Below are 23,774 nucleotides of genomic sequence, written 5' to 3' on the forward strand. Positions count from 1 at the left end.
TTCGTGTGCGCTCCGAGGTTGAAGGTTCGCGCCGGCTAACGGCGCGGCGGCAGCCCGATCACGCGGCCCGCATACGCGGGTGCTGCGCAATCGCGCTGCAATGCATGCAGCTCGGCCACGCGCGCGGCCACGTCGTCGTCGAACGGCGCCGATTTCGCGCCGTCGCGCGTGTCGACGTGCAGCAGCATCTGCTCGCTCGCCGATACCGCATCGTCGTGCCCGGCAGCGAACAGCTCGAGATACAGGTGCAGCCGTTTCGCGTCGCGCGCGAGCACGCGCGCGTCGACACGCACCGGCGTGCCCTCCTTGATCTCGTGCAGGTAGTTCACATGCGCTTCGAGCGTGTAGACCGAGCGGCCCCGCTCGCGGCGCGCGGCGTCATCGAGGCCGATGCGATCCAGCAGCGCATCGGTCGCGAAGCTGAAGATCAGCAGGTAGAACGCATCGCGCAGGTGGCCGTTGTAGTCGACCCATTCGGGCCGCACCACGTCGCGGTAAATCGTCAGCGGGGTATCGCCGGTCATCGTCTCTCGTCCTCAGTCTTCGAATCGCATCCCGTGCCGCGCCTTCACCGCGGCGATCGACTTCAGCACCTCGGTGATGCACTCGTCGCGATAGCGTTCGAGTTCCTTGATGCTGCGCGTGCCCTGCTGTTCGGTCGTGCCTTCGACGACGCTGTCGATCAGCGCATCGGTCAACGTCGGCGCGACCAGCTTCGTCCACGGCAATTCGAGCGCGGGGCCGAACTGCTGCATGAAGTGTCGCATGCCTGCGTCGCCGCCCGCGAGCGTGTAGGTCAGGAACGTGCCCATGAACGACCAGCGGATGCCCGCGCCGAAGCGGATCGCGTCGTCGATCTCGCCGGTCGTCGCGACGCCTTCGTTGACGAGGTGCAGCGCTTCGCGCCACAACGCTTCGAGCAGGCGATCGGCGATGAAGCCCGGCACTTCCTTGCGCACGTGCAGCGGCCGCATGCCGAGCTTGCGATAGATCTCCATCGCGCCTTCGACCGCTTCCAGCGACGTGCGCGCGCCGCCGAGCACTTCGACGAGCGGCAGCAGGTAGACGGGGTTGAACGGATGGCCGACCACGCAGCGCTCCGGATGCGTCGCCCGCGCATAGAAATCCGTCGGCAACAGGCCCGATGTCGACGACGCGATGATCGCGTCGGGCTTCGCCGCGCGGCTGATCTGCTCGTGCAACTCGAGCTTCAGCGCCTCGCGCTCGGGCGCGCTTTCCTGGATGAAATCCGCGTCGGCGACGCATGCCTCGATCGTCGAGACGAAACGCAGCCGCGCGGGATCGGCGCCCGGCGCGAGGCCGACGCGTTCGAGTGCGGGCCACGCGTTCGCGACGTTCGCGCGCAGCCGCGCTTCCGCGCCCGGCGCGGGATCCCATACGACCACGTCGAGACCGTGCGCGAGCGCGCGGGAAATCCAGCCACTGCCGATCACGCCGGTGCCGATGGCGGCGAACGTCTTGATGTCGGTCTTCACAGCCATGTCAACGCATCCTTCAAATCAGGGGAAATCGGTGGGCGGCCGCGCCTGGGCGTGCCGCCGCGTCGTATCAATCAGTCAGGGGAACCACTCACGCGAACTCGGCGACCGCACGGCGTTCGAGCAGACGCTCGCCGCGTGCGGGCAAGCCGAGCTTGCGGCGGCCTTCGGCCGGCGTCAGCACGCGGCCACCGAGCCGTTCGATGATCTCTCTCGCGCGCTCGACGAGCGTGCCGTTGGTCGCATGCACGCCGCGATCGAGCCAGATGTTGTCTTCGAGGCCGACGCGCACGTGGCCGCCGAGCAGCATCGCCTGCGCAACCATCGGCATCTGCATGCGGCCGATCCCGAAGCCGGCCCAGTGCGCGCCCGGCGGCAGGTTGTCGACCATCGCCTTCATCGTGCCCGTGTCCGCCGGTGCGCCCCACGGAATGCCGAGGCACAGCTGGAACAGCGGCGGATCGTCGAGCAGCCCTTCCTTCAGCAACTGCTTCGCGAACCACAGATGGCCCGTGTCGAAGATCTCCAGCTCCGGCTTCACGCCGAGTGCCTGGATGCGCTTCGCGCCGGCGCGCAACTGCGCGGGCGTCGACACGTAGATGTAGTCGCCGTCGCCGAAATTCAGCGTGCCGCAGTCCAGCGTGCAGATCTCGGGCAGCAGTTCCTCGACGTGTGCGAGACGCGTGAGGCCGCCGACCAGATCGGTGCCCTTGCCGAAACGCATCGGGTCCTCGCCCGGGCCGATCTCGAGATCGCCGCCCATGCCGGCCGTCAGGTTGATGATCACGTCGACGTCGGCCGAGCGGATGCGGTCGACCACTTCGCGGTACAGGTTCGGGTCGCGGCTGCCGCGCCCCGTCTGCGGATCGCGCACGTGGCAGTGCGCCACCGTCGCGCCGGCTTTTGCGGCCTCGATCGCGGCGGCCGCGATCTCCTTCGGCGTGACCGGAATCGCCGGATGCTTGCCGACCGTATCGCCCGCACCGGTGACGGCGCAGGTGATGATGACTTCGTGGTTCATGCTGATTGCCTCGCTTGAATCGGGTTGTGTCGCAATGCGGATGTTTCGTCAGGGCGCGCCGCGTGCGGCGCGCGGGCCGTCACAGGCCGAGATACGCCTTCACGGCCGGCAGCCCGTCCTTGCCGTCGAACGTCTTGACGCCCGCGAGCCACGGATCGAGCACCTGCGGGTTCTTCTTCAGGTACGCCTTCGCGGCCTCGGCCGGCTTCGTCTTGTTCATCACCGACTGCATCAGCTGGTTCTCGAGCTGCGTCGAGAAGCGCAGGTTCGTGACGAGCTTGCCCGCGTTCGGGCAACGTGAAATGAAGTCGGGCGCCGTGAGCGTGTACACGCGCGCTTCGCCGTAGTTGGGCCCGAACGACGCGTCGCCGCCGGAGAGATAGTTCATGCTGAGCTGGATGTTCATCGGATGCGGTTCCCAGCCCAGGAACACGACCCACTTCTTCTCGCGGATCGCACGCTCGACCGTCACCAGCATCCCGGCCTCGCTCGACTCGACGAGCTTGAAGCCGCCGAGCCCGTACTGGTTCGTGTCGATCATCTTCTGGATCGTCGCGTTCGCGCTGCTGCCCGGCTCGATCCCGTAGATCTTGCCGTCGAGTTCCGTGCGGTGTTTCGCGATGTCCTCGAAAGTCTTCAGGCCGGCCTGGTATTCGTAGCTCGGCACCGCGAGCGTCGCCTTCGCGCCCGACAGGTTCGGCGGTTCGACGACGTTGATCGACTTGTTGTCGAGGAACGGCTGGAGCTGCTTCTGCTGCACGGGCCACCAGTAGCCGAGCGACACGTCGAGCTGCTTGCTCTTCAGGCCGGCGAACGAGATCGGCACCGACGCGATCGTCGTGGTCGGCTTGTAGCCGAGCGCCTCGAATACGGTCGACGCGAGCGCCGTGGTCGACGTGATGTCGGTCCAGCCGATATCCGCGAAACGCACGGTACGGCAGGTCGCGGCATCCGTTTCGGCAAGCGCCGTGTGCGTGAACGCGCCGGTCGCCAGCACGGCCGCGGCAAGCGCGGCGATCTTCGTCGACTTCATGGTTCGTTTTCTCCCGGTTGGACTCGCGGCAGCCGGCGCGCGGGGTGTGCCCGGCCTGCATCGTGGGAGTAAAAGTAACGAGCCATATTGGTCGCGAGAAGACCGGCGGCGACCTGTTCTTGACTATTTGCGACTATGAGTGGAAACCACTAGGTTTCTTGAGAGGCTTGGTGGACGGGGTTTTCACGCGCATTCCCGATGGATTCAGCTTGTCCACATGCGGCGCGATGCTTTAGATTCCGCCCGGCCCAAACGGCGGGCCGGTGCGGCTTCGGTCCCGCGGCACTCGCGCCGCCCCGACGAACGGGTGTCACGGGCGCGTGTGAAGCTGGCCCGGCCCCCAGCAGCCGAAAGGGCGTTTCGTATTGTGGAATCTACGACGAATTCCCGCGCCGAGGCCTTTTCGTCGCTTGAAAACTTGTTTTGCATTGCAAAAACCGAAACGTAACCCATTGAAAATCAAGCAAAAATAATGTCTTATGTCTTATATAAGACATCACCAAAAGCTCAACGGGCGGCGTTACTATTTATCCCATGCAGTTCGCTTCGACAGACGCAGCGGGCACGCTCAACCAGTTACTCAAACGCGCTTTGCTCCCAGGAGATTGACATGGCCCAGTATCAAGACGACATCAAGGCAGTTGCCGGTTTGAAAGAAAACCACGGCAGCGCGTGGAATGCGATCAGCCCCGAGTACGCTGCCCGCATGCGTGCCCAGAACAAGTTCAAGACGGGCCTGGACATCGCCAAGTACACCGCGAAGATCATGCGCGCCGACATGGCCGCCTACGACGCCGACCCGGCCAAGTACACGCAGTCGCTGGGTTGCTGGCACGGCTTCATCGGCCAGCAGAAGATGATCTCCATCAAGAAGCACTTCAACAGCACCGAACGCCGCTATCTGTACCTGTCCGGCTGGATGGTCGCTGCGCTGCGTTCCGAGTTCGGCCCGCTGCCGGACCAGTCGATGCACGAAAAGACCTCGGTCAGCGCGCTGATCCGCGAGCTGTACACGTTCCTGCGCCAGGCCGACGCCCGTGAACTGGGCGGCCTGTTCCGCGAGCTCGACGCCGCCAAGGACGCTACCGCGAAGGCAGCAATCCAGGACAAGATCGACAACCACGTCACGCACGTCGTGCCGATCATCGCCGACATCGACGCCGGTTTCGGCAACGCGGAAGCCACGTACCTGCTGGCCAAGCAGTTCATCGAAGCAGGCGCATGCTGCATCCAGATCGAAAACCAGGTGTCCGACGAGAAGCAGTGCGGCCACCAGGACGGCAAGGTCACCGTGCCGCACGAGGACTTCCTCGCGAAGATCCGCGCGATCCGCTACGCGTTCCTGGAACTGGGCGTGGACGACGGCATCATCGTGGCCCGTACCGACTCGCTGGGCGCCGGCCTGACCAAGCAGATCGCCGTGACCGCCACGCCGGGCGACCTGGGCGACCAGTACAACGCGTTCCTCGATTGCGAAGAACTGTCGGCCGACCAACTGGGCAACGGTGACGTCATCATCAAGCGCGACGGCAAGCTGCTGCGTCCGAAGCGCCTGCCGAGCAACCTGTTCCAGTTCCGCGCCGGCACGGGCGAAGCGCGCTGCGTGCTCGACTGCATCACGTCGCTGCAGAACGGCGCCGACCTGCTGTGGATCGAAACCGAAAAACCGCACATCGCACAGATCGGCGGCATGGTCAGCGAGATCCGCAAGGTCATCCCGAACGCGAAGCTGGTGTACAACAACAGCCCGTCGTTCAACTGGACGCTGAACTTCCGTCAGCAGGCGTACGACGCGCTGAAGGCCGAAGGCAAGGACGTGTCGGCCTACGACCGTGCGCAGCTGATGAGCGTGGAATACGACGAGACGGAACTGGCCAAGCTGGCCGACGAGAAGATCCGTACGTTCCAGGCGGACGCATCGCGTGAAGCAGGCATCTTCCACCACCTGATCACGCTGCCGACGTACCACACCGCCGCGCTGTCGACCGACAACCTGGCCAAGGAATACTTCGGCGACCAGGGCATGCTCGGCTACGTGGCCGGCGTGCAGCGCAAGGAAATCCGTCAGGGTATCGCCTGCGTGAAGCACCAGAACATGTCCGGCTCGGACATCGGTGACGATCACAAGGAATACTTCAGCGGCGATGCAGCGCTGAAGGCGGCAGGCAAGGACAACACGATGAACCAGTTCTGATACCGGTCATCTCCAGGCGAAACGCCAACCCGTTGATTGCGGGTTGGCGTTTTTTTATTCCTCGATAACCCGCACGAACGCTTCCGCCAGCACCGTCGGCTCGACCGGCAACACCAGCGCGCACACCGACTTGGCGTCCTCATCCGAAATCGGCACGAAGACGACCCCGTCGATCCCGAGACTCGCCATCCGTTCCGGCACGATCGCGACGCCTTGCCCGGCCGCGACGAGATTCAGCATCGATGTCTTCGGCGACACGATCCGGGCGCTGGCCGGCACGAAGCCCCGCTTCAGGCAAAGATCGACACGACGCGGGCCAGCCCGCCCCGCTCCCGATACACGGCCGATACGAACGGCTCGTGCCGCAGCCGCGAAATCGCCGTGCGCTTGCGGATCGCGAGTGAATGATTGGCCGGCACCGCCACGCACAAACGCTCGGCCGCGAGCTCGACGAAGCGCACGCGCGGATCGCGGCGCAGCACCGGCAAACGAACGATCCCGATATCGGCGTTGCCGTTCGCGATCTCCAGCACCTGATCCTCGGATGACGCGCGGTCGAGATCGATCCGCGCGCCCGGACACGCGCTCATGAAGCGCTCGAGCACCGGCATCAGGCTGCCGACGGGAACGGTGCTGGAATGCAGGAGCCGCAATACGCCCGCCTCGCCGCGCGACAACTGCGCACCCTCCTCGGCCGCGGCGGTCAGGGTCGCGGGAATCGACGCCACGCGATCGCGATAGATCGCACCGGCCGGCGTGAGCCGTACCCCTCTCGGCTCACGGTCGAACAGCCGGAACCCCAGTTCGTCTTCCAGCTGACCGATCTGCCGGCTGAGCGCCGACTGCGCGACATGGAGCGCGCTCGCGGCCGGCGTGAAGCCGCCGAGATCGGCCACGGTCAGGAAATACTGAATTTGCCTCAGGGATGGCATGCCGAAAAGAGATGGATAAGCGCCCGATTTGATATTTGCGTTATACCGTCGCGCTTCCCAGAATGGAAGCCTGCCGTGCCGGACCCGTCGTCGCGGCCACAACGCCGGAGCCTTCCTCTTCGTGACTACTCTCCTGTCCTATCTGCTGGTCGTTGCCGCCGGCGTCAGCGTGGCGTTGCAACAGGTGCTCAACGCCAATCTCCGCACGCAGCTCGGCTCGCCGTGGTGGGCCGGCTCGGTCAGCTACCTCGTCGGCCTCGCCGCAATGCTCGCCGTCGCACTCCTGTCCCCGCATCCGCGCTTGAGCGGCACCGTCACCGGCGCCGGGTCGTGGTTCAGCTGGACCGGTGGGGTTTTCGGCGCGGTATTCGTCGGCATCGCGATCCTGATGGTGCCGCGACTGGGCGCCGCGACGACACTCGCGCTGATCGTCGTCGGGCAGATGACCGGCGCGCTCGTGTTCGACCACTTCGGCGTGCTCGGCATCCAGCAGCACGCGGCCAGCCCGATCCGCCTGGCCGGCGCGGCGTGCCTCATTCTCGGGGTCGTGCTGGTTCGTGCGTGACGCGGCTGCATACCACTGCCGGGTGCGCGCATTGCCGCACCACCGGCAATGCGCGCACCCGCCACTACGCTCATGCGTAGTTCATCATCACCGACTTGCTTTCCGTGTACTGGTCGATCACCGCGCGGCCGAGTTCGCGACCGAAACCCGACTGCTTCATCCCGCCGAACGGCATCGCGTTGTCGAGCAGCGAGTGGCAGTTGACCCACACCGTGCCGGCCGCGATGCGCGGGATAAGCTTGTGAATCGCGGAAAGGTCGTTCGACCAGATGCTCGCACCGAGGCCGTACGGCGTGTCGTTGGCGAGCCGCACGGCCGTGTCGACGTCGTCGAACGGCATCGCGACGAGCACCGGCCCGAAGATCTCCTCGCGCACGACGCGCATCGCCTGCGTCGTATCGACCAGCACGGTCGGTTCGACGAAGAAGCCGGGGCCGTCGATCGCGCGGCCGCCCGCGGCAGCACGCGCTCCCTCGCCGAAGCCCGAGTCGATATAACCGCACACGCGCTGGCGCTGCTTCGCCGAGACGAGCGGGCCGATCTGCGTCGACGGGTCCATCCCCGGGCCGATCTTCAGGCTCGCGGCGATCTTCGCGACGCGCTCGATCACATCGTCGAACACTTTCGCATGGATGTACGCGCGCGACCCGGCCGTGCACACCTGCCCCTGGTTGAAGAAGATCGCGTTCGCCACGCCCAGTGCGGCCTTGTCGGGATCGACGTCCGGCAGCACGATCACCGGCGACTTGCCGCCGAGTTCGAGCGACATCCGCGTCATGTTGTCGAGCGCCGCGTGGCCGATCGTCTTGCCCGTCTGCGTCGAGCCCGTGAACGCGATCTTGTCGATGCGCGGATCGCTCGACAGCGCGGCGCCGGCCGTGTGACCGTAGCCGGTGACGATATTGACGACGCCGTCGGGAAAGCCGGCCTCCTGAATCAGCTCGCCGAGTCGCAATGCACTCAGCGGCGTGTCTTCCGCGGGTTTCAACACCACGGTGCAGCCCGTGGCCAGCGCGGGCGCAAGCTTCCACGCGGCCATCAGAAGCGGGAAATTCCACGGAATGATCGCGCCGACCACGCCGACGGGCTCCTTGCGCGTATAGGTGAAGATCTCGCTGTCCGGCATATACGGCATGCCTGCATCGATCACGCTGCCTTCGATCTTCGTCGCCCAGCCGGCCATGTAGCGGAAGCACTGCGCGGCCATCGCCACGTCAAGGCCCTGCGCCACCATCACCGGCTTGCCGTTGTCGAGCGACTCGATCTCGGCCAGCTCGCGCGCGTTTGCTTCGATCAGGTCGGCGAGCGTCAGCAGCAGGCGCTCGCGGTCGGTGGTCTTCGCGGTGCGCCACGGCCCCGCGTCGAAGGCGCGCCGCGCGGCGGCGACGGCCTGCTGTACGTCGTGCTCGTCCGCTTCGGGCACACGCGCGAGCACGGCGCCGTCGGCCGGGTTCACGACGTCGAGCTGGCGGCCCGACGCCGCATCGCTCCACTCGGCGCCGATCAGCATCTTCTTCGGCTTCGCGAGAAACGCACGCGTGGCGTCGAGCAGCGGGAAATTGTCGTTCGTCTCCATCTTCGATCTTCCTCGAGTTCCTGAATGAATCGGTCAGTAGCGATCCGTGACGCCGTCGATCCCGCGTGCCTGCAACGCGCGAACGAGGCCGGCGCGCACGGTCGCGACGTCGGAAAAAGCGGGACGGCGGTGCGCGGCGACTTCGGCGGCCGTATACGGCTTGAAGTCGCGCGGCAGCGCGTCGCGGTTCATGGTCGTGAGTACCCAGTTGAGCACGTCGGCCAGATCCTGGTCCGACAGCGCCGAGTTCGACGCGCCGGGCACGCGCATCACGTACTCGCGCCCGGCCGGCAGATGCGTGAAATAGCCGAGCGAGTTGGCGAGCGGCGGTACCTTGCCGGGGATACCGCCGCCTGTCGCCGTGTGGCAGCCCATGCAGTTGAGCACCCAGTGCTGCCGCGCGAGCGCCGTGTCGGCCGCGCCTTCGGCATGCGCGGGGGCTGCGACCAAACCGACGACCGCCCCGGCCAGCATCAGCAACGACGACAGACGACGCGACACGCCGCCGAGCCACGGCGACTCCGCGCCCCGCGTGAGCGATGCGGCGTCGTCAACACGAGGCGCGCGGGCGAGCCTCACAGGCCGAGCCCCTTGATGACGACCTCGCGTTGCGCATGAACGGCCGTGCCGTCCATCGACTTCGCGCGCGCCGCGCGGATATCGGCCGCGGTGAACGGCTTCGCGTCGCCGCGCTGCGCGTTGAGATCGAACACGACGTAGTTGAGCACGTGCGCGATATCGTCATCGCTCGCGCTCGCAAACGACGGCATCTTGAAGTTGTAACTCTTGTCGCGCACCTTGATCTCGCCGAACATCCCGTGCAGCAGCGTCGCGACCAGTTGCGCGCGCCCCGGCTCGGCCGTCGCGTACTTGCCCGGATACTCGGTCAGCGGCGGCGCGAGGCCGTCCTGCCCCTTGCCGCCCGCCTGGTGGCACACCGCGCACTGCGCGTCGAACAGGCTCTTGCCGGCCGGGTAATGCACGGTTTCCTGCGCGCCGGCGGGGCCCGCCAACACCAAGGCTGACACGGCCGTCATGCATGCGACGGCGATCTTTCCTGCTTGCTTCCCTTTCATTGCTTCGCCGCTCCCAGCAGAACCGAAACCGAACAGTGATAGTTCGAATTGCCGTTGGCCATGCACCAGTTGATGTCGTTGTTCAGCGACAGCTTGTACAGCGGCTTCTCGCGCTCGTTGCGGTTGCAGAAGCACTTGCCGCACGACGTCTTGCCGCAGCAATCGTTGTACGACACGATGTAGTCCGAACCGTCGTGCGGGTTGCGGCACGTGCCGATCCACGTAATGGGAGACGGCGTCGTGCCCGGCGGGCAACTGCTCGACGTGCCGCCGCAGCAACTGCACAGCCAGCCGTCGATCGCGCAGTATTTCCAGTAGTCGCAGCTCATCGGATCGTCGCTCGCCCCCGATGCGGCGCCGCCGGACGCCGCCGATGCGCCCGATGCCGCATCGGCCGCATACGCGGTGCGATCGACGGGCAGCAGCGGCAGCATCGCCGACCCCACCAGCACCTTGCCGAGCTTCGCCATCGCGCTGCGCCGCGAGCTGTGCTGCGCGACGCCGCGCGCCGACCGCTCGAACCATGAATCAAACAGGCCCATGTCGTTGTTCTCCCTTGACGTTGAATGAGGGGCGGCCGGTCATGCGTGCTGCGCGTGTGCGTCGTGGTCGTGGCCGTGATCGCCATGCACGAACTGCTGCAGCGATGCGACGCCACGCTCCTTCGCTTCGAACAGGCTCTCGAGATGCTCGCGCGTATTGACGAGCCCCTTCGCGCGCACCGTGCCGGTTTCATCGAGCAGCACCGCATACGGCAGCTTGCCGATCTGGTACGCAAGGCCGAGTTCCTGCGACAGCACGTACGGGAAGCGTCCGAGGTCGTGCTTGCGCGCGAAACGCGTGTGTTCGTCGACCTCGCCGTCGCTCGCGAGCACGATGTTCACCGGCGTCGCTTCGCTCGCCTGCAACGACGGCAGCAGCGGCAGCAGCTTCTTGCAGACGGGGCACGTCGGCGACAGGAAGAACAGCAGCGTCGCCTTGCCCGACGCCTCGAAGCCGCCGACCTTCACCTGCGAGCCGCGAATGTCGGTCAGTTCGAAGGTCGGCGCGATCGCGCCGACCGCCGGCCCCTTGTCGATCATCAATGCGCCGGCCGGCATGATGCGTTCGTACAGGATGCCGATCTGGCGCACGAGCGCGAGGCAGATCGCGCCGAGCGCGAGGACGGCCACCCACAGCAGGGCGGTGGAAACAGTGAGAGCGGTTTGCATCATGAATTCCTCAGGTGGGAAAGGCGCGGTACGTTGGCGAGCAGCACGTCGACGGTGAGCAGCGCGCAGACGATCAGCAGCACGGAGAAGAACAGCGTCAGGTAGTCGAACCACACGACCGCGCGTGCGCCCGGTTCGACGAGCGCGGTTGCGGCCAGCGCGGCGAGCAGCAGCGCGCGGCCGACGTGCAGCCAGCCGATGCCGCGCGGTGCGTCCGTGCGCGCCGCCGTTAAGCCGGAACAGCCGCAGGCGATGTCGGTATGGCCGCGCAGGAGATTGATCGCAATCGCGGCGGCGAAGGCCAGCAGCAACGCGATCAGGCCGACCGCGCCGGCCGTGCGCGTATCGGGAAACAGCAGCGCCGCGGCGCCGACGACTTCCGCGAGCGGAATCGCGAACGCGACGGGCGCGGTCAGCGCGTCGGGCAGCAGCCGGTAACCGGCAAGCGCCTGGCTGAACGCGGCGGACCGCCGCATCTTCGCGAACGCGCCGAGCAGCACGACGACGGCAGCGCCGGCCTGCGCGCTGGTGGCAAGTACGGGATCGAGCGTCATCGCGGCCTCACGGGTTGACGAGCAGCGACGACGTATTGCCGATCTGCTTCTCGACGTGCTGCAGCTTGCCGGTGCGCGCATCCATCACGACGAGGTCGGACGTCGCCGTCAGCCCGTAGAACAGCGGCTTGTCGTCCTCGCTGACCTGGATCGACACGAGCGGATCGACCTTCTGCTGCGCGAGATCCCAGCGCGCGACACGCTGCTTCGACTTCAGGTCAACCACCCACACCTGGGTACCGGGATCCTTGTGCGAGCCGTCGCCGCCCTTGTGCATCAGCACGTAGTAGCGGTTCTGCCTGGCCTGCACGGCCGTCTGCTGCATGCCGCCCGGGCGCCAGCCTTCGGCACGCTCGGCGTCCGTCAACAGCGACCATGGCTTGCCGAACGCGGGCTTGTCGCCGCTGAAATCCGCACTGCGCACGTTGCCGCCGTACGTCGTGAACAGATACTCGCCCTTGTAGCGCGACGCGTTCGCGAACGCCGGATCCTTGTCGACGTCGATGAACGCATCCGACATCGTGCGCTTCGCTTCCTTGCCGTTCTCATCGAGCGTGACGGTCAGCGCCTTGCCGCTTTCGCACAGCGCGGTGAAGCGGTCGTTGCCCGACGGATACGCGAGCACGCAGGCTGCCGTGTCGATCTCCGACAGCACTTTCTTCGACACGGCGTCGATCACCGTCAGCGATGCCGCCGGCGTGATGTTCGCGACGTACAGCCGTTTGCCGTCCGCGCTGAACGCGGTGTTGTACGGCGACGGCACATGCTGCGCGTGCTTCGCCGGAATCACGATCTCGCCCGCGTGATCGAGCGTCGTGTTGTCGGTCATCTCGACGACGTCGGTGCGCGTGCCGTGCGAGCCGCGCGAGAAGTAGGTCGTCGCGACGAAACTGGTCCTGTGATCGGGCGAAATCGCGAAGCCGGGGCCGAAACCGCCGTCGATCTGGCCGAGCAGCTTCTTCGCATCGGCGTCGTACACGTAGATGCGTCCGTCGGTCATCGACGGCATCGAGATGTCGACGATATAGACCTCGTGCGGATGCCATGGCGGCATCTTCTGCACGACCAGTTCCTCCGGCTTTTCCGTCGCGTTCGCGCTGCCGACCCATGCCGCCGCGAACGCCAGCGTCGCCGCGAGCACCGCGGTTCGTCGCCTTGTCCTCATGTCGCCTCCAGTTGGGGAATCACGTGATGTGGGGCGACTGTAGTTCGACAATAAATCCGGTCAGCACCCGGACCGGCACCGCGTGCGTGCCGATTCGGGATATTGGAAAACCGCCTGAAAGCCACGCCGGCTGGAGGCTTCCGACCCTCTGACAAATGCGCGCGGAATAGCGCTCCCCCGTATTGCGCCGACCACGCGGTCGGTTTAATCTCGCGCGGTCCTGATCGACGCACCTGGAGGCGCTGTGTTCGTGTTTCACGAGAGGTTCGACAACGCGGACCGGCATGCCGAGGCGCTGCGCGGCTGGAACCAGCGCTACGACCAGATCGGCTCGGGCGCCTATCGCAGCGCGGTCAAGCATGCGGTGCTGGACGGCATGCAGTTGTTCCAGGAAGCCGCCAACGTGCGCATCATCCAGCGCGGAAGATTGCCGCACGACCACACGGTGTTCGGCATGCCGCTCACCGGCTCCGGTGCATTCGCATTCGGTGGCGCGCGCATCGAACGCGGCACGATGGTGATGGCGCGCGGCGGTGCGCCGTTCGAGCTGCATTCGCCCGACGACATGTCGCTGATCGGTGTCGTCGCCGATCGCGAATTGATGCAGCAGGTCGAGGATGCGGCCGATGTCCACCTCGATGACGCCATGTTGCGGCGCGGTGTCGTCGACATGCCCACCGCCGTGCTGATGCGCGCGAGCGTGCAGGTCGCCACGCAACTCGAACGGGTGCTGTCGGCCCCCGACACGTACCTCGATGCACGCGCGCAGCGCGAACTGCGCGGCGAGATCGGCAACGTGCTCGTCGATCTCCTCACGTACCGGATTGCCGAACCGTCGAACCGTCTCACGCACGCCTGCCGCGCCGACATCGTGCGCCGCGTGCACGACTACGTGATCGACCATCCCGAAGCACCGGTCGACGTGCTGAGCCTGTGCACGCAATTGCGCGTGAGCCGGCGCACGATGCAGAACAGCTTCCAGTCGGTCGTGCAGACGAGCCCGTTGAATTACGTGCGCTCGCTGCGCTTGTCGCAAGTGCGGCGGATGCTGCTCGATACGCGGCAGGCCGACCTGCCGATCAGCGATGCGGCCGCGCGCTGGGGCTTCATCCACCTTGGGCATTTCGCGAACGCGTACAAGGCGCAGTTCGGCGAGTTGCCGTCGACCACCGCGCGCCGGTCGGTGCGCGGCGCAAAAACGCGCTAAGCCCGCGCAAAACCCGCGATAATCTCCCGCTGACCGTTCGGCGCGCGCGAGCCGGCGCGGCACCCGCCCGTCCGCTCGCCGCCCCGCGCGATGCGTGACGACCACCGGATTCCATCCCCTGCCCCGATGCCCGAGGATTTCCACTTCCTGCTGCTGCCCGGCTTCTCCGCGCTCGGCTTCATGTCCGCGGTCGAACCGCTGCGCGTCGCGAACCGCTTTCGCACCGAGCTCTATCGCTGGCACGTGATCAGCGCCGACGGCGCGCCCGTCGCCGCGAGCAACGGCATTCCGGTCGCCGCCGAAGCCGCATGCGCGGAGGTCGACAAGGTCGATACGGTGTTCGTCGTCGCGGGCTTCGATCCGCTCGTGTGCTACACGCGTGCGATCGGCGACTGGCTGCGCCGCCAGCACCGTCATGGTGCAACGCTCGGCGGCATCGATACGGGCAGCTTCGTGCTCGCGGAAGCCGGGCTGTTCGACGCATCGCAACCGCTCACGCTGCACTGGGAAGCGCTGGCCGCGTTCCGCGAACGCTACCCGGGCCTCAACGCGACGCAGGAGTTGTTCGAGATCGACGAACGGCGCATCACGTGTGCGGGCGGCACCGCGTCGATCGACATGATGCTCGACCTGATCGGGCGGCGGCACGGCGCCGATCTCGCGGCGGCGATCTCAGAGCAGTTCGTCGTCAGCCGGATCCGGCAGCGCTCCGACAGCCAGCGGCTCGAGATCGCCGCGCGCTACGGCGTGCACAACCGCAAGCTGATCCAGGTGATCGGCACGATGCAGCGGCACATGGAAAACCCGCTCGGCTCCGACGCACTCGCGCAGGAGGTGTCGATTACCCGCCGCCAGCTCGAGCGGCTGTTCAGCGCGACGCTGAACGACACGCCGACGCATTTCTACCTGAACCTGCGCCTCGATCGCGCGCGTGAACTGCTGCAACAGACCGACATGAGCATCACCTCGGTGTGCGTCGCGTGCGGGTTCGAATCGCCGTCGCATTTCTCGCGCACGTATCGCACGCGGTTCGGTTTGAGCCCGCGCAACGACCGGCGCGCGACGCGCTGATCGTCGCGGGTTTAAAGCACAATCCGGCGCGGTATTGCGCGTTCCAGCGGCGTTTCCCGCCGCTCGCTGAACAATGCCGGCGATTGATCGACAGACTGAAGCGGTCGTCGAAAATAAATTGGAATGTCGTTGAAAATATTCTGTAACATACCAAAAAAAGTTAGATAGGCAGCCTAACGACACGCGCGCTTCACTCGACGCGTATCGCGCCGCACCGGCTGCCAACCGATATCGATTCGATCCGAGGGGTATGACATGACGATGCTCGCTTCGCCGTCGCCGCACCTGCCTGCCGTTCGCTTCTTCGCTCGCTTCTCGGCCTGCTTGTCCCCCTCTGCGCCCGCCTGTTTCTTTTCGACCTGACATTTAGGGCTCCTTAGTCAGTCGACACCCCCAACACCGCTTCGCCGCACCGGTTCCATCGAGCCGGCGCGCGGGCCGTGTCGTGCCTGCGCGCCACGAACGCGCGGGCGTGTCCAACCGTTGAGATGAGGATCACGTATGCAGACATCACGCAAAGCACTGCCGCTCGCCCTGGGTCTCGCGCTCGGTTTCGGCATCGTCGGCGGCACCGCGGCCGACACGAAAGTCTCGAATCCGCAAGCAACGAGCCTGCGCGAAAGCCTGACGCGCGGCGTCGCGCCGGCGGCCGCCAAGGCCGATACGGCCGCCGGGCAGTTCCGCCCGGACGGCGTCGCCGTCACGCTGTACAACCCCGCCTATCGCGCGAAGAAAACCGCCACGACACCCGCCGCCACCGCGCGCGACTTCGTCGCGTCTCAGGCCGCGCAGCTCGGGCTCGATGCAACCGCACTCGCGAGCCTCGTCGTCACGTCGGAGCGCAGCGATGCCGATTTCACCGTCGTGCGCCTGCAGCAGCAAGCAGCCGGATTGCCCGTGTACGGCAGCGATATCGCGGTGACGGTCGCGAAGGACGGCCGCATCCTGTACGTCGCGAGCAACACGATCAACGGCGTGGTCGCGACGTCGCGCAAGTCGCAGGCCGTCGACCAGCAGCAGGCGCTCGACCGCGCCCGCGCGTATCTCGGCGTGAGCGGCTTCACGAACCTCGATGCGCAGCTCGTCGCGTTCGTCGACAAGACGGGCACGCATACCGCATGGAAGGTGCGCGGCCGCCCGAACGACGGCCCGAAAGGCGACTGGGAACTGCTGATCGACTCCGGCAGCGGCGAAGTGCTGCGCGCCGAAGACAAGGCGTTCTACGCGACCGACGGCACGGGCTTCGTATTCCGGCCCGATCCGCTGTCGCCGACCAAGAGCAGCTACGGCAGCACGGGCTACAAGGACAACAACGACGGCGATTCGTCGCAGCTCACCGCTGCGCGTGTACGCGTGACGCTGAAGGATCTCGCGCAGTCGGGCGGACGCTACTCGCTGTCGGGTCCGTACGCGGCGTGCGTCGATTTCGATGCGCCGCTCGACAAGGCGTGCCCCGTGCAGTCGACGCCCACGTTCGAATTCACGCGCGGCAACCTGTATTTCGAGGCCGTGAATGCGTACTACCACATCGACACGTTCCTGCGTTACGTGAACCAGACGCTCGGCATCAAGGCGTTGCCGTACCAGTACACCGGCGGCGTGCAGTACGACCCGCACGGTGAATCGGGCGACGACAACTCGTCGTACTCGTCGAGCAGCGGCCGGCTGACCTTCGGGCAAGGCGGCGTCGACGATGCGGAAGATGCGGACGTCGTGATCCACGAGCTCGGCCATGGCATCCACGACTGGGTGACGAACGGCGGCCTGTCGCAGCAGGAAGGCCTGTCGGAAGGCACCGGCGACTATCTCGCCGCCGCGTACAGCCGCGACTTCAACCAGTGGAGCCCGTCGGACGCGCAATACAACTGGGTCTACAACTGGGACGGCCACAACGAGTTCTGGGGCGGCCGCGTGACCAACTGGAACGTCGGGCGCACCTATGCGCAGGCACGCGGCGCGGAGATCCATACGGCCGGCCAGTACTGGGCGTCGTGCAACCTCGTCGCGCGCGACGCGATCGGTGCGCAGGCGATGGACAAGGCGTTCCTGAAAGGGTTGTCGATGACCAACAGCTCGACCAACCAGAAGGCCGCCGCGCAGGCCGTGCTGACGGCCGCGTCCGCACTCGGCTACAGCAACGCGCAGCTCACCGCGATCGGTAACGCGTACAACCAGAGTTGCACGTACGGCGTGACCGTACCGAAGAAGTCGTAATTCCGCAGCAGGCGGGGGCGCGTCGCACGACCTGCGGCGCGCCCTCTTCCTCGACATCGCCATCCTCACGAGATCGACCATGCCTACTCTGAAACTGACCCGCCTGAGCGCCGCGCTCGGCGGCATGCTGCTGACCGCCGCCGCACACGCGACGCCGGTGTGGATCACGCTCGGCGACTCGGCGTTCCGCCAGTTGCAACGCATCGACGCCAGCGCCACCGCGCAATACAGTACGACCCTCGACGCCGGCAAGACGGCCGACGGCGCCGCACGCCGCGAAACCGTCCACGTCGTCGAAATCGACGATTCCCGGCTCGGCGAGCTCGCCCACGCCGTCCACCATACGCGCGGTCACGGGCCCGGCTATGTCGTGCACGACTCGTTCGACGAAGCACGCCAGGCACTGCAGCCGTTGCCGCCGACGCTCGCGAAACAGGCCGCCGCGCCCGTGTACAAGGTCTCGAACGCGCCGCAGATCGGCACGTGGATCCAGCAATTGCAGGCCAGCAACATCGTCGGCACGATCACGTCGCTGTCCGGCTTCACGAACCGCTACTACACGACGTCGCACGGTGTCGCGGCATCGGACTGGCTTGCCTTGCAGTGGAAGCAGCTGGCGGGTTCGCGCGCCGACATCACCGTCGAGCAGTTCGCGCACACGGGCTTTCCGCAGAAATCCGTGATCCTGACGATTCGCGGCAGCGATCCGGCCGCGGGCACCATCGTGCTGGGCGGCCACCTCGACTCGACGGTCGGCCGCACGACGGAGAACACGCGCTCGCCCGGCGCGGACGACGATGCGTCGGGCATCGCCAGCCTGACCGAAGCGCTGCGCGTGCTGCTGGCGAACAACTACAAACCGAAGCGGACGATCAAGTTCGTCGGGTACGCGGCCGAGGAAGCCGGGCTGCTCGGCTCGAAAGCGATCGCGAAGCAGTTCCGCGCGCAGAATGCGAACGTGGTCGGTGTGCTGCAGCTCGACATGACGAACTACAAGGGCGATCCGAAGGACATCTACCTGATCACCGACTACACGAACGCATCGCAGAACACCTACCTGACGAATCTGGCGAAGACCTACCTGCCGGAACTCGCGATCGGCACGTCGCAGTGCGGGTATGCGTGTTCGGATCACGCGTCGTGGAATGCGCAAGGGTATCCGGCGTCGTTCCCGTTCGAAGCCGACCAGAACGACAGTCCGTATATCCATACCGTGAACGACACGCTGGAGAATTCGGATCGCCAGGCGAATCACGCGTTGAAGTTCGGCAAGCTGGCGCTCGCCTATGCGGTCGATCTCGGCGGCAACGGCAGCGCGACCGTCAAGCGTTGACCCGGCGACGGCCGGGTGCGGTGGAACGGGCGCGTGGTGCGGGCGCGCCCGTTCGAACCCGGTCCAGCCCGTTTGCCGTTCCGGATAGAATCGTCATTCGCTCACTTCAGCAACACGGTGCAATGCCATGACCGATATCTCCCGCTCGTTCGACGATCTCACGCCCGAACGCGTCACGACCGCATTCGACCTGCCCGGCCACACGATCGTCCGCTCGCTCGGCGTCGCACAGGGCATCATCGTGCGCTCGCGCTCGATCGTCGGCTCGTTCGGCGCGTCGCTGCAAACCCTCTTCGGCGGCAACATCACGCTTTATACGTCGCTGTGCGAGAAGGCGCGCCAGCAAGCGTTCGACAAGATGCTCGGCGACGCGCGCAAGCTCGGCGCGAATGCGATCGTCGCGATGCGCTACGACTCGACCGAGATCGGGGCGGGCGTCACGGAAGTCATCTGCTACGGCACGGCCGTGCGGGTCGCGCGCGACGCCGGCGCCTGACCGTCGACCGTTACGCGCCTGCCGCCCACACGATCGCGACGATCGAGCCGATCACGAGCACCACGCCGACGGTCTTGCGCCTGTTCAGTTCGGTCCACAGCAGCACGCCCGTCAGGGACAGCAGGATCAACGCACCCGCGAGCGTATCGACGAGCAGCACCCAGCCGATGCTCATCCCCACGCCCTTGTGCAGGTTCGTCAGCCACGCAAGCGTGCCGTTGCCGGTGCGTTTGAGCGTCATCGTGTCGCTGCCGACCCAGTAGTCGACCGCGACGTTCTCGCGCGGCGACGCGAACACGAGCTGCCAGTGCTCGGGCTGCACGGTCTCGCGGTCGCCCCATGCGACCGGATGCTCGGGCTCCTTCTGCACGCGCCCCATGCGTTCCGGCAGATGCAGATCCGGTTGCCCGCGCAACCATTTCGCGAGTGCTTGCGGCGACGCGGGTTCCGGATCGGGTACGTCGAGCCGCACCGTCTCGACCTGCGGCGCGCCGGTCTGGATCCGCAGCGGCGGCGCACGATGATTCAGCAGGAACCCCGTCGTACCGAACAGCAAGCCGAGCGCGGCGCCCCACAGTCCGATCCAGCCGTGCACCTTGCGCAGCCACTTGATGAACGTGCCGCGGCGCGATCGCGCGCCGCCGGCGCCGGCCGGACGCGTGCCCGGCGTGGTGCGCGACGCGGGTACCGCGTCGATTTCGATGGGATCGGCAACGCTCACGTTTCGCTCCAGATTCTCAAAAGATTGTGATAACAGCCGACGAGGCTGCGACACGCCTGCGCATCCGCGCCGCTCGCATTGAGCCGCTGGATCGCGGTGTCCATGTCGAACAGCAGCGCGCGCTGCGCATCGCTGCGCACGAGGCTCTGCACCCAGAAGAAGCTCGCGACGCGCACGCCGCGCGTGACCGGCGTGACCTGATGCAGGCTCGTCGCCGGATAGACGATCAGGTCGCCGGCCGGCAGCTTGACCTGCTGCACGCCATACGCATCCTCGATCACGAGTTCGCCGCCGTCGTATTCGTCGGGTGCGGACAGGAACAGCGTGACGGACACGTCGGTGCGCAGCTTCACACCGTTCGGCAGCACGCGCACCGCCCCGTCGACGTGGCTGCCGAACGTCATGCCGCCTTCGTAGCGGTTGAACAGTGGCGGATAGACCTGGTTCGGCAGCGCCGCGCTGATGAACAGCGGATTGCGCTCGACCGCGGCGAGGATCACGTCGCCCAGTTCGCGCGCGACCGGCGAATGTTCGGCGATCTGCTGGTTGCGCTTGACCGGCGCGCCCGTGTAGCCGGCCGTCGCGCGGCCGTCGACCCACGCGTCGCCCGCACGATCGAGCCGGTCGCGCACCATGCGCACCTGTTCGGGGGTCAGCACGTTCGGGATGTGTACAAGCATCGTTCCACCTTTTTCATCGAATGCCGCGGCGGCATGCGTATCGCTCAGAACCGGTAGTCGAGCGTCGCCAGGAACGTACGCCCGACGCCCGGCACCGCGCGGCCGCCGTCCGACTGGATCAGCGCATCGTAATAGAACTTGTTGGTCAGGTTCAGCAGGTTCAGCCGCAGGTCCCACTGCTTCGCGTGATACGCGGCCGTCGCGTCCCAGCGCGTATAGCCGCCCACCTGCACGTAGTCCGTGTTCGCCGCGTAGCGTCCCGACATGTAAGTCGGACCGCCGCCGATCTCCCAGTGCGGCGTGAACGCATACGTCGTCCACAGCGTGAAGGTGTTGCGCGGCGTATTCGCGAGCGTCTTGCCCTGCGTGCCGTCGAGCGCGCTGAGAATCACGCCGTTCATGTACGTGTAGCTGCCGAACACCTGCCACTTCGGCGTGATGTGGCCCGTCACGCTCGCCTGGAAGCCACGCACGCGAATATCGCCTTCGAGCAGGTATTCGCCCGTCGACGTCTGCGTGCGCGCGTTGCTTTTCTCCTGCTGGAACAGCGCCGAGGTGACCGACAGGTTGTCGTTCAGCAGGTCCCACTTGCCGCCCACCTCATACGACTTCGTGTGCTCGGGCGACAGGTTCTGCGTGTTGTTCGTGACCGTCAGCGTCTCGAGCGACGGGTTGAACGACGTGCCGTACGAGAAGTAGTACGACTGCGAATCGGTCGGCTGGTAGATCAGGCCGGCCCGCACGCTCGTGAAATAGTTCGTCTGCGACGCATAGCCGGGCGCGCTCACCGTGTTCGCGAGATGCGCCTGGAAGCGATCCCAGCGCAGCCCGCCCACGAATTTCCAGTCGCGGCCGATCGATACCGTGTCGTTCATGTACGCGGCGAGCGTCGTTGCGCCCGATTCCGCATGATTGGCCGGCGTCTGGGTCGCATTGGACGCCGTCGACGACAGGTAAGCCGGATCGATCAGCGACAGGATCGGCAGGCCGCTGCGCGTGTACGTCTGGTTCGTGTAGCTGTCGTGGCCGACCTCGACACCGGCGATCAGGTCATGCTTCACGAACCCCGTGTCGAACTTGAAATGCGCCATCGTGTCGTTGTCGACCGAATGGTTCTCGATCACGCGATCGTGGCTCGCGAGCTTCACGTACAGCGCGGACATCGGCAACGACGTGTAGTTGCCGTTCGTCAGCGCGGTGCTGGACGACAGCGGCCCGGTCAGCACAGCGTTCGCCGCCGTCTCGCGCGCATCCGTCATCGAGTGCGAGAACGACGTGCGGTTGCTGATCGTCAGCGCATCGTTGACGCGATGGTCGATGCGCGCGGACACCGTCTGCACGTCCTGGATCGTGCGGTCGTCGGTGAGCCCGTAGAACGTGTTCTTCGACACCGGCGCCGGATGGCCGTTGACCGCGAGCACGCCATAGTCCGGCATGTCGTAGTTGTGCTGGATCAGCGCGGACAGCGTGACCTCGGTCGGCGTGCCGATGCCGAAGCGCAGCTCCGGCGCGATCCCGTAGTCCTTGTTCTTCATCACGTCGCGCGTCGAGCCGAGCGACTGGCCGAACGCGTTGATGCGGAACGCCGACGTCGCGCCGAGCGGCCGGTTCAGGTCGACGCTCGTGCGGTAGCGATCGTCGGTGCCGATCGTCGTCGACACCTCGGCCGACGGCTTCAGGTTCGCCTTCTTCGACACCTGGTTGATCACGCCGCCCGTCGAGCCGCGCCCGAACAGCATCGACGACGGGCCGTACAGCACCTCGACGGAATCGAGATCGAACGTATCGCGGTAGTACTGGTTGCGGTCGCGGAAGCCGTCGAGATAGATGTCGTTCTGCGCGGTGAAGCCGCGCAGGTTGATGTTGTTGCCGATCTGCCCGCCCTCCGCGCCGCCGATCGTGATGCCCGGCGCATTGCGCAGCGCATCCTGGAACGACGTGAGCCCCTGCGATTCCATCAAGGCCTTGTTGATCACCGTGACCGACTGCGGAATGTCGCGCAGCGCGGTCGGGGTTTTCGCGCCGACGGTCGAGCGTTCCGCCTGGAAGTCCTGATGCTCGGCCTGCCCCGATACGCTGATCGTCGGCAGCGTGTCCTGCGTGCGCGCGGCGGGCTTTGCGTCGGCAACGGGGGTTGCGTCGACGGCGGGCGCGCCCTGTGCGAGCGCGGGCGAAACGATGGGCATGGCAAAGGCCAGCGCGAGCGCGCTCGCGAGCGGGGTCCTGTTCGGCATGGAAATCCAGTCGGGAAAACCGTCCGCGTGGACGCGCGATGGTGCGCGCACGAGGCACGGATACGTTGGCTGACTGGCCGTCCCGAATCAGGCTGAGGGCGGCGCTAGCTGGCTACGGTTGACGAGTGATCGACGGGCTTGCCCGAGCGATCATGAAAATGAGAATCGATATCATTTCACGTATTTCCATTTGTTTCAATTTCCGAAACTTTGTCATACCAATGATTATCGTTTCGAAAAATTACAGAAGCCGATTTGTAATTTATTGAATGGATATCGTAATTGAAGGCCAACATTCTTCTGATGAGAAACGCCCGCAATCCCTTGAACAGCAATCCATTGACGGATCAGGCTCTTTCTCGTGACGGCATTGCGGCATCGACTGGTTCACGCGGGTTTCGAGGCGCCTGAATCGAGCCGAATTCAGTTCCGCGCGATCCTTTTTTATTAATCAGACGATTGATCGCGCCGAGAAGCGAAAGCAATTCGATTGAATTTCGAATGGTATTTGAAATACTCAGACATGAAACGGCGTCGATATCGCTTCAACGCTCTCGGTCCAGCGACGTCATGTTCCGCAGTTGCGGGAACAACCGCATCCACGTGAGCGCGACCAGAATCGTCGCGGTACCGCCGACGACGATCGCCGTCGGCGCGCCCCACCACGCGGCCGTCACGCCCGATTCGAATTCGCCGAGCTGGTTCGACGTGCCGATGAACAGCGCATTGACCGCGCTCACGCGCCCAAGCATGTCGTCGGGCGTGCGCAACTGCACGAGCGACAGCCGCACGACGACGCTGACCACATCCGATGCGCCGAGCGCCGCCAGTGCCACGAGCGACAGAGCAAAGTGCCGCGACAACCCGAACACGATCGTCGCGATGCCGAACGCGATCACGCCGCCGAACATCGCGCGGCCTGGCCGCCCCTTCAGCGGGAAGCGCGTGAGCCACAGCGTGCCCGCGAGCGCGCCGACCGCAGGCGCCGCGCG

General features: G+C 65.9%; 23 protein-coding genes and 1 pseudogene. 7 read left to right on the forward strand and 17 right to left on the reverse strand.

Annotation, left to right across the window (positions count from 1 at the left end; genetic code table 11):
- Positions 1-35 precede the first annotated feature (35 nt).
- The 4 genes from G3N93_RS12185 to G3N93_RS12200 form a co-directional block, all read right to left on the reverse strand.
- A complete protein-coding gene (locus tag G3N93_RS12185) occupies positions 36-524 on the reverse strand; it encodes a thioesterase family protein (RefSeq protein ID WP_206133098.1) in 489 nt (162 codons plus the stop codon).
- Positions 525-536: 12 nt separating this feature from the next.
- Positions 537-1,502, reverse strand: a complete 966-nt coding sequence (locus tag G3N93_RS12190; protein WP_206133099.1) for an L-carnitine dehydrogenase — start codon at positions 1,500-1,502, stop codon at positions 537-539.
- Positions 1,503-1,590: 88 nt separating this feature from the next.
- Positions 1,591-2,520 (reverse strand): 3-keto-5-aminohexanoate cleavage protein, encoded by a 930-nt coding sequence (locus G3N93_RS12195; RefSeq protein WP_174938984.1) that lies wholly within the window; start codon positions 2,518-2,520, stop codon positions 1,591-1,593.
- Positions 2,521-2,599: 79 nt separating this feature from the next.
- The gene (locus tag G3N93_RS12200) at positions 2,600-3,553 is read right to left on the reverse strand and encodes a choline ABC transporter substrate-binding protein (RefSeq protein WP_174938982.1); all 954 of its coding nucleotides are present in this window, start codon (positions 3,551-3,553) and stop codon (positions 2,600-2,602) included.
- 610 nt (positions 3,554-4,163) lie between these two features.
- On the opposite strand from G3N93_RS12200, the gene G3N93_RS12205 reads away from it, so the two are divergent.
- Positions 4,164-5,747, forward strand: a complete 1,584-nt coding sequence (locus G3N93_RS12205; protein ID WP_206133100.1) for an isocitrate lyase — start codon at positions 4,164-4,166, stop codon at positions 5,745-5,747.
- Positions 5,748-5,801: 54 nt separating this feature from the next.
- On the opposite strand, the gene G3N93_RS41510 is transcribed toward G3N93_RS12205, so the two are convergent.
- Positions 5,802-5,987, reverse strand: a complete 186-nt coding sequence (locus G3N93_RS41510; protein WP_241026517.1) for a hypothetical protein — start codon at positions 5,985-5,987, stop codon at positions 5,802-5,804.
- A gap of 50 nt (positions 5,988-6,037) precedes the next feature.
- On the reverse strand, positions 6,038-6,679 hold the full coding sequence (locus G3N93_RS12210; protein ID WP_241026518.1) for a LysR family transcriptional regulator: 642 nt from the start codon (positions 6,677-6,679) through the stop codon (positions 6,038-6,040).
- 121 nt (positions 6,680-6,800) lie between these two features.
- Here G3N93_RS12210 and G3N93_RS12215 point away from each other — a divergent pair, with 121 nt between their 5' ends.
- Positions 6,801-7,244 (forward strand): DMT family transporter, encoded by a 444-nt coding sequence (locus tag G3N93_RS12215; RefSeq protein ID WP_206133101.1) that lies wholly within the window; start codon positions 6,801-6,803, stop codon positions 7,242-7,244.
- A gap of 70 nt (positions 7,245-7,314) precedes the next feature.
- On the opposite strand, the gene G3N93_RS12220 is transcribed toward G3N93_RS12215, so the two are convergent.
- From G3N93_RS12220 to G3N93_RS12250, 7 genes are all read right to left on the reverse strand, one after another.
- A complete protein-coding gene (locus tag G3N93_RS12220) occupies positions 7,315-8,820 on the reverse strand; it encodes an aldehyde dehydrogenase family protein (protein ID WP_206133102.1) in 1,506 nt (501 codons plus the stop codon).
- Between the two features lie 33 nt (positions 8,821-8,853).
- Positions 8,854-9,294, reverse strand: coding sequence for a cytochrome c (locus G3N93_RS12225; RefSeq protein WP_241026520.1), 441 nt, complete (start codon positions 9,292-9,294; stop codon positions 8,854-8,856).
- A 101-nt stretch (positions 9,295-9,395) separates the two neighbouring features.
- Entirely contained in the window at positions 9,396-9,896 is a 501-nt protein-coding gene (locus tag G3N93_RS12230) for a cytochrome c (RefSeq protein WP_206133104.1), read from the reverse strand.
- Positions 9,893-10,438: a methylamine dehydrogenase light chain gene (locus G3N93_RS12235; protein WP_011354212.1), complete on the reverse strand. Its 546-nt coding sequence runs from the start codon at positions 10,436-10,438 to the stop codon at positions 9,893-9,895. The genes G3N93_RS12230 and G3N93_RS12235 overlap by 4 nt, the downstream gene beginning before the upstream one ends.
- Before the next feature lie 39 nt (positions 10,439-10,477).
- On the reverse strand, positions 10,478-11,110 hold the full coding sequence (mauD, locus tag G3N93_RS12240; RefSeq protein WP_174936500.1) for a methylamine dehydrogenase accessory protein MauD: 633 nt from the start codon (positions 11,108-11,110) through the stop codon (positions 10,478-10,480).
- Positions 11,107-11,661, reverse strand: coding sequence for a MauE/DoxX family redox-associated membrane protein (locus tag G3N93_RS12245; protein WP_206133105.1), 555 nt, complete (start codon positions 11,659-11,661; stop codon positions 11,107-11,109). The genes mauD and G3N93_RS12245 overlap by 4 nt, the downstream gene beginning before the upstream one ends.
- A 7-nt stretch (positions 11,662-11,668) precedes the next feature.
- Entirely contained in the window at positions 11,669-12,826 is a 1,158-nt protein-coding gene (locus tag G3N93_RS12250; RefSeq protein ID WP_206133106.1) for an amine dehydrogenase large subunit, read from the reverse strand.
- Between the two features lie 244 nt (positions 12,827-13,070).
- Here G3N93_RS12250 and G3N93_RS12255 point away from each other — a divergent pair, with 244 nt between their 5' ends.
- The 5 genes from G3N93_RS12255 to G3N93_RS12275 all read left to right on the forward strand — a co-directional run bounded on the left by G3N93_RS12255 (position 13,071) and on the right by G3N93_RS12275 (position 19,147).
- On the forward strand, positions 13,071-14,033 hold the full coding sequence (locus tag G3N93_RS12255; protein WP_174938964.1) for a helix-turn-helix domain-containing protein: 963 nt from the start codon (positions 13,071-13,073) through the stop codon (positions 14,031-14,033).
- Between the two features lie 126 nt (positions 14,034-14,159).
- Positions 14,160-15,104, forward strand: coding sequence for a GlxA family transcriptional regulator (locus G3N93_RS12260; protein WP_174939048.1), 945 nt, complete (start codon positions 14,160-14,162; stop codon positions 15,102-15,104).
- A gap of 501 nt (positions 15,105-15,605) precedes the next feature.
- A complete protein-coding gene (locus G3N93_RS12265) occupies positions 15,606-17,318 on the forward strand; it encodes a M36 family metallopeptidase (protein WP_174938962.1) in 1,713 nt (570 codons plus the stop codon).
- Positions 17,319-17,397: 79 nt separating this feature from the next.
- Positions 17,398-18,651, forward strand: coding sequence for a M20/M25/M40 family metallo-hydrolase (locus tag G3N93_RS12270; protein WP_174938960.1), 1,254 nt, complete (start codon positions 17,398-17,400; stop codon positions 18,649-18,651).
- Between the two features lie 127 nt (positions 18,652-18,778).
- Complete coding sequence (locus tag G3N93_RS12275; protein WP_174936482.1) at positions 18,779-19,147, forward strand: YbjQ family protein; 369 nt, start codon at positions 18,779-18,781, stop codon at positions 19,145-19,147.
- 10 nt (positions 19,148-19,157) lie between these two features.
- On the opposite strand, the gene G3N93_RS12280 is transcribed toward G3N93_RS12275, so the two are convergent.
- The 4 genes and pseudogenes from G3N93_RS12280 to G3N93_RS12295 form a co-directional block, all read right to left on the reverse strand.
- On the reverse strand, positions 19,158-19,868 hold the full coding sequence (locus G3N93_RS12280; RefSeq protein ID WP_174936479.1) for a PepSY-associated TM helix domain-containing protein: 711 nt from the start codon (positions 19,866-19,868) through the stop codon (positions 19,158-19,160).
- The gene (locus G3N93_RS12285) at positions 19,865-20,548 is read right to left on the reverse strand and encodes a Fe2+-dependent dioxygenase (protein ID WP_174936476.1); all 684 of its coding nucleotides are present in this window, start codon (positions 20,546-20,548) and stop codon (positions 19,865-19,867) included. Before G3N93_RS12285 ends, G3N93_RS12280 begins: the two co-directional genes overlap by 4 nt.
- Positions 20,549-20,592: 44 nt before the next feature.
- Positions 20,593-22,782, reverse strand: coding sequence for a TonB-dependent siderophore receptor (locus G3N93_RS12290; RefSeq protein ID WP_174938958.1), 2,190 nt, complete (start codon positions 22,780-22,782; stop codon positions 20,593-20,595).
- Between the two features lie 545 nt (positions 22,783-23,327).
- Positions 23,328-23,774 (reverse strand): annotated as a pseudogene (locus G3N93_RS12295) (MFS transporter); the annotation flags it as partial.

Origin of the sequence: Burkholderia sp. Se-20378 (assembly GCF_017104665.1) — a bacterium.
GTDB classification, from domain to species: domain Bacteria; phylum Pseudomonadota; class Gammaproteobacteria; order Burkholderiales; family Burkholderiaceae; genus Burkholderia; species Burkholderia lata.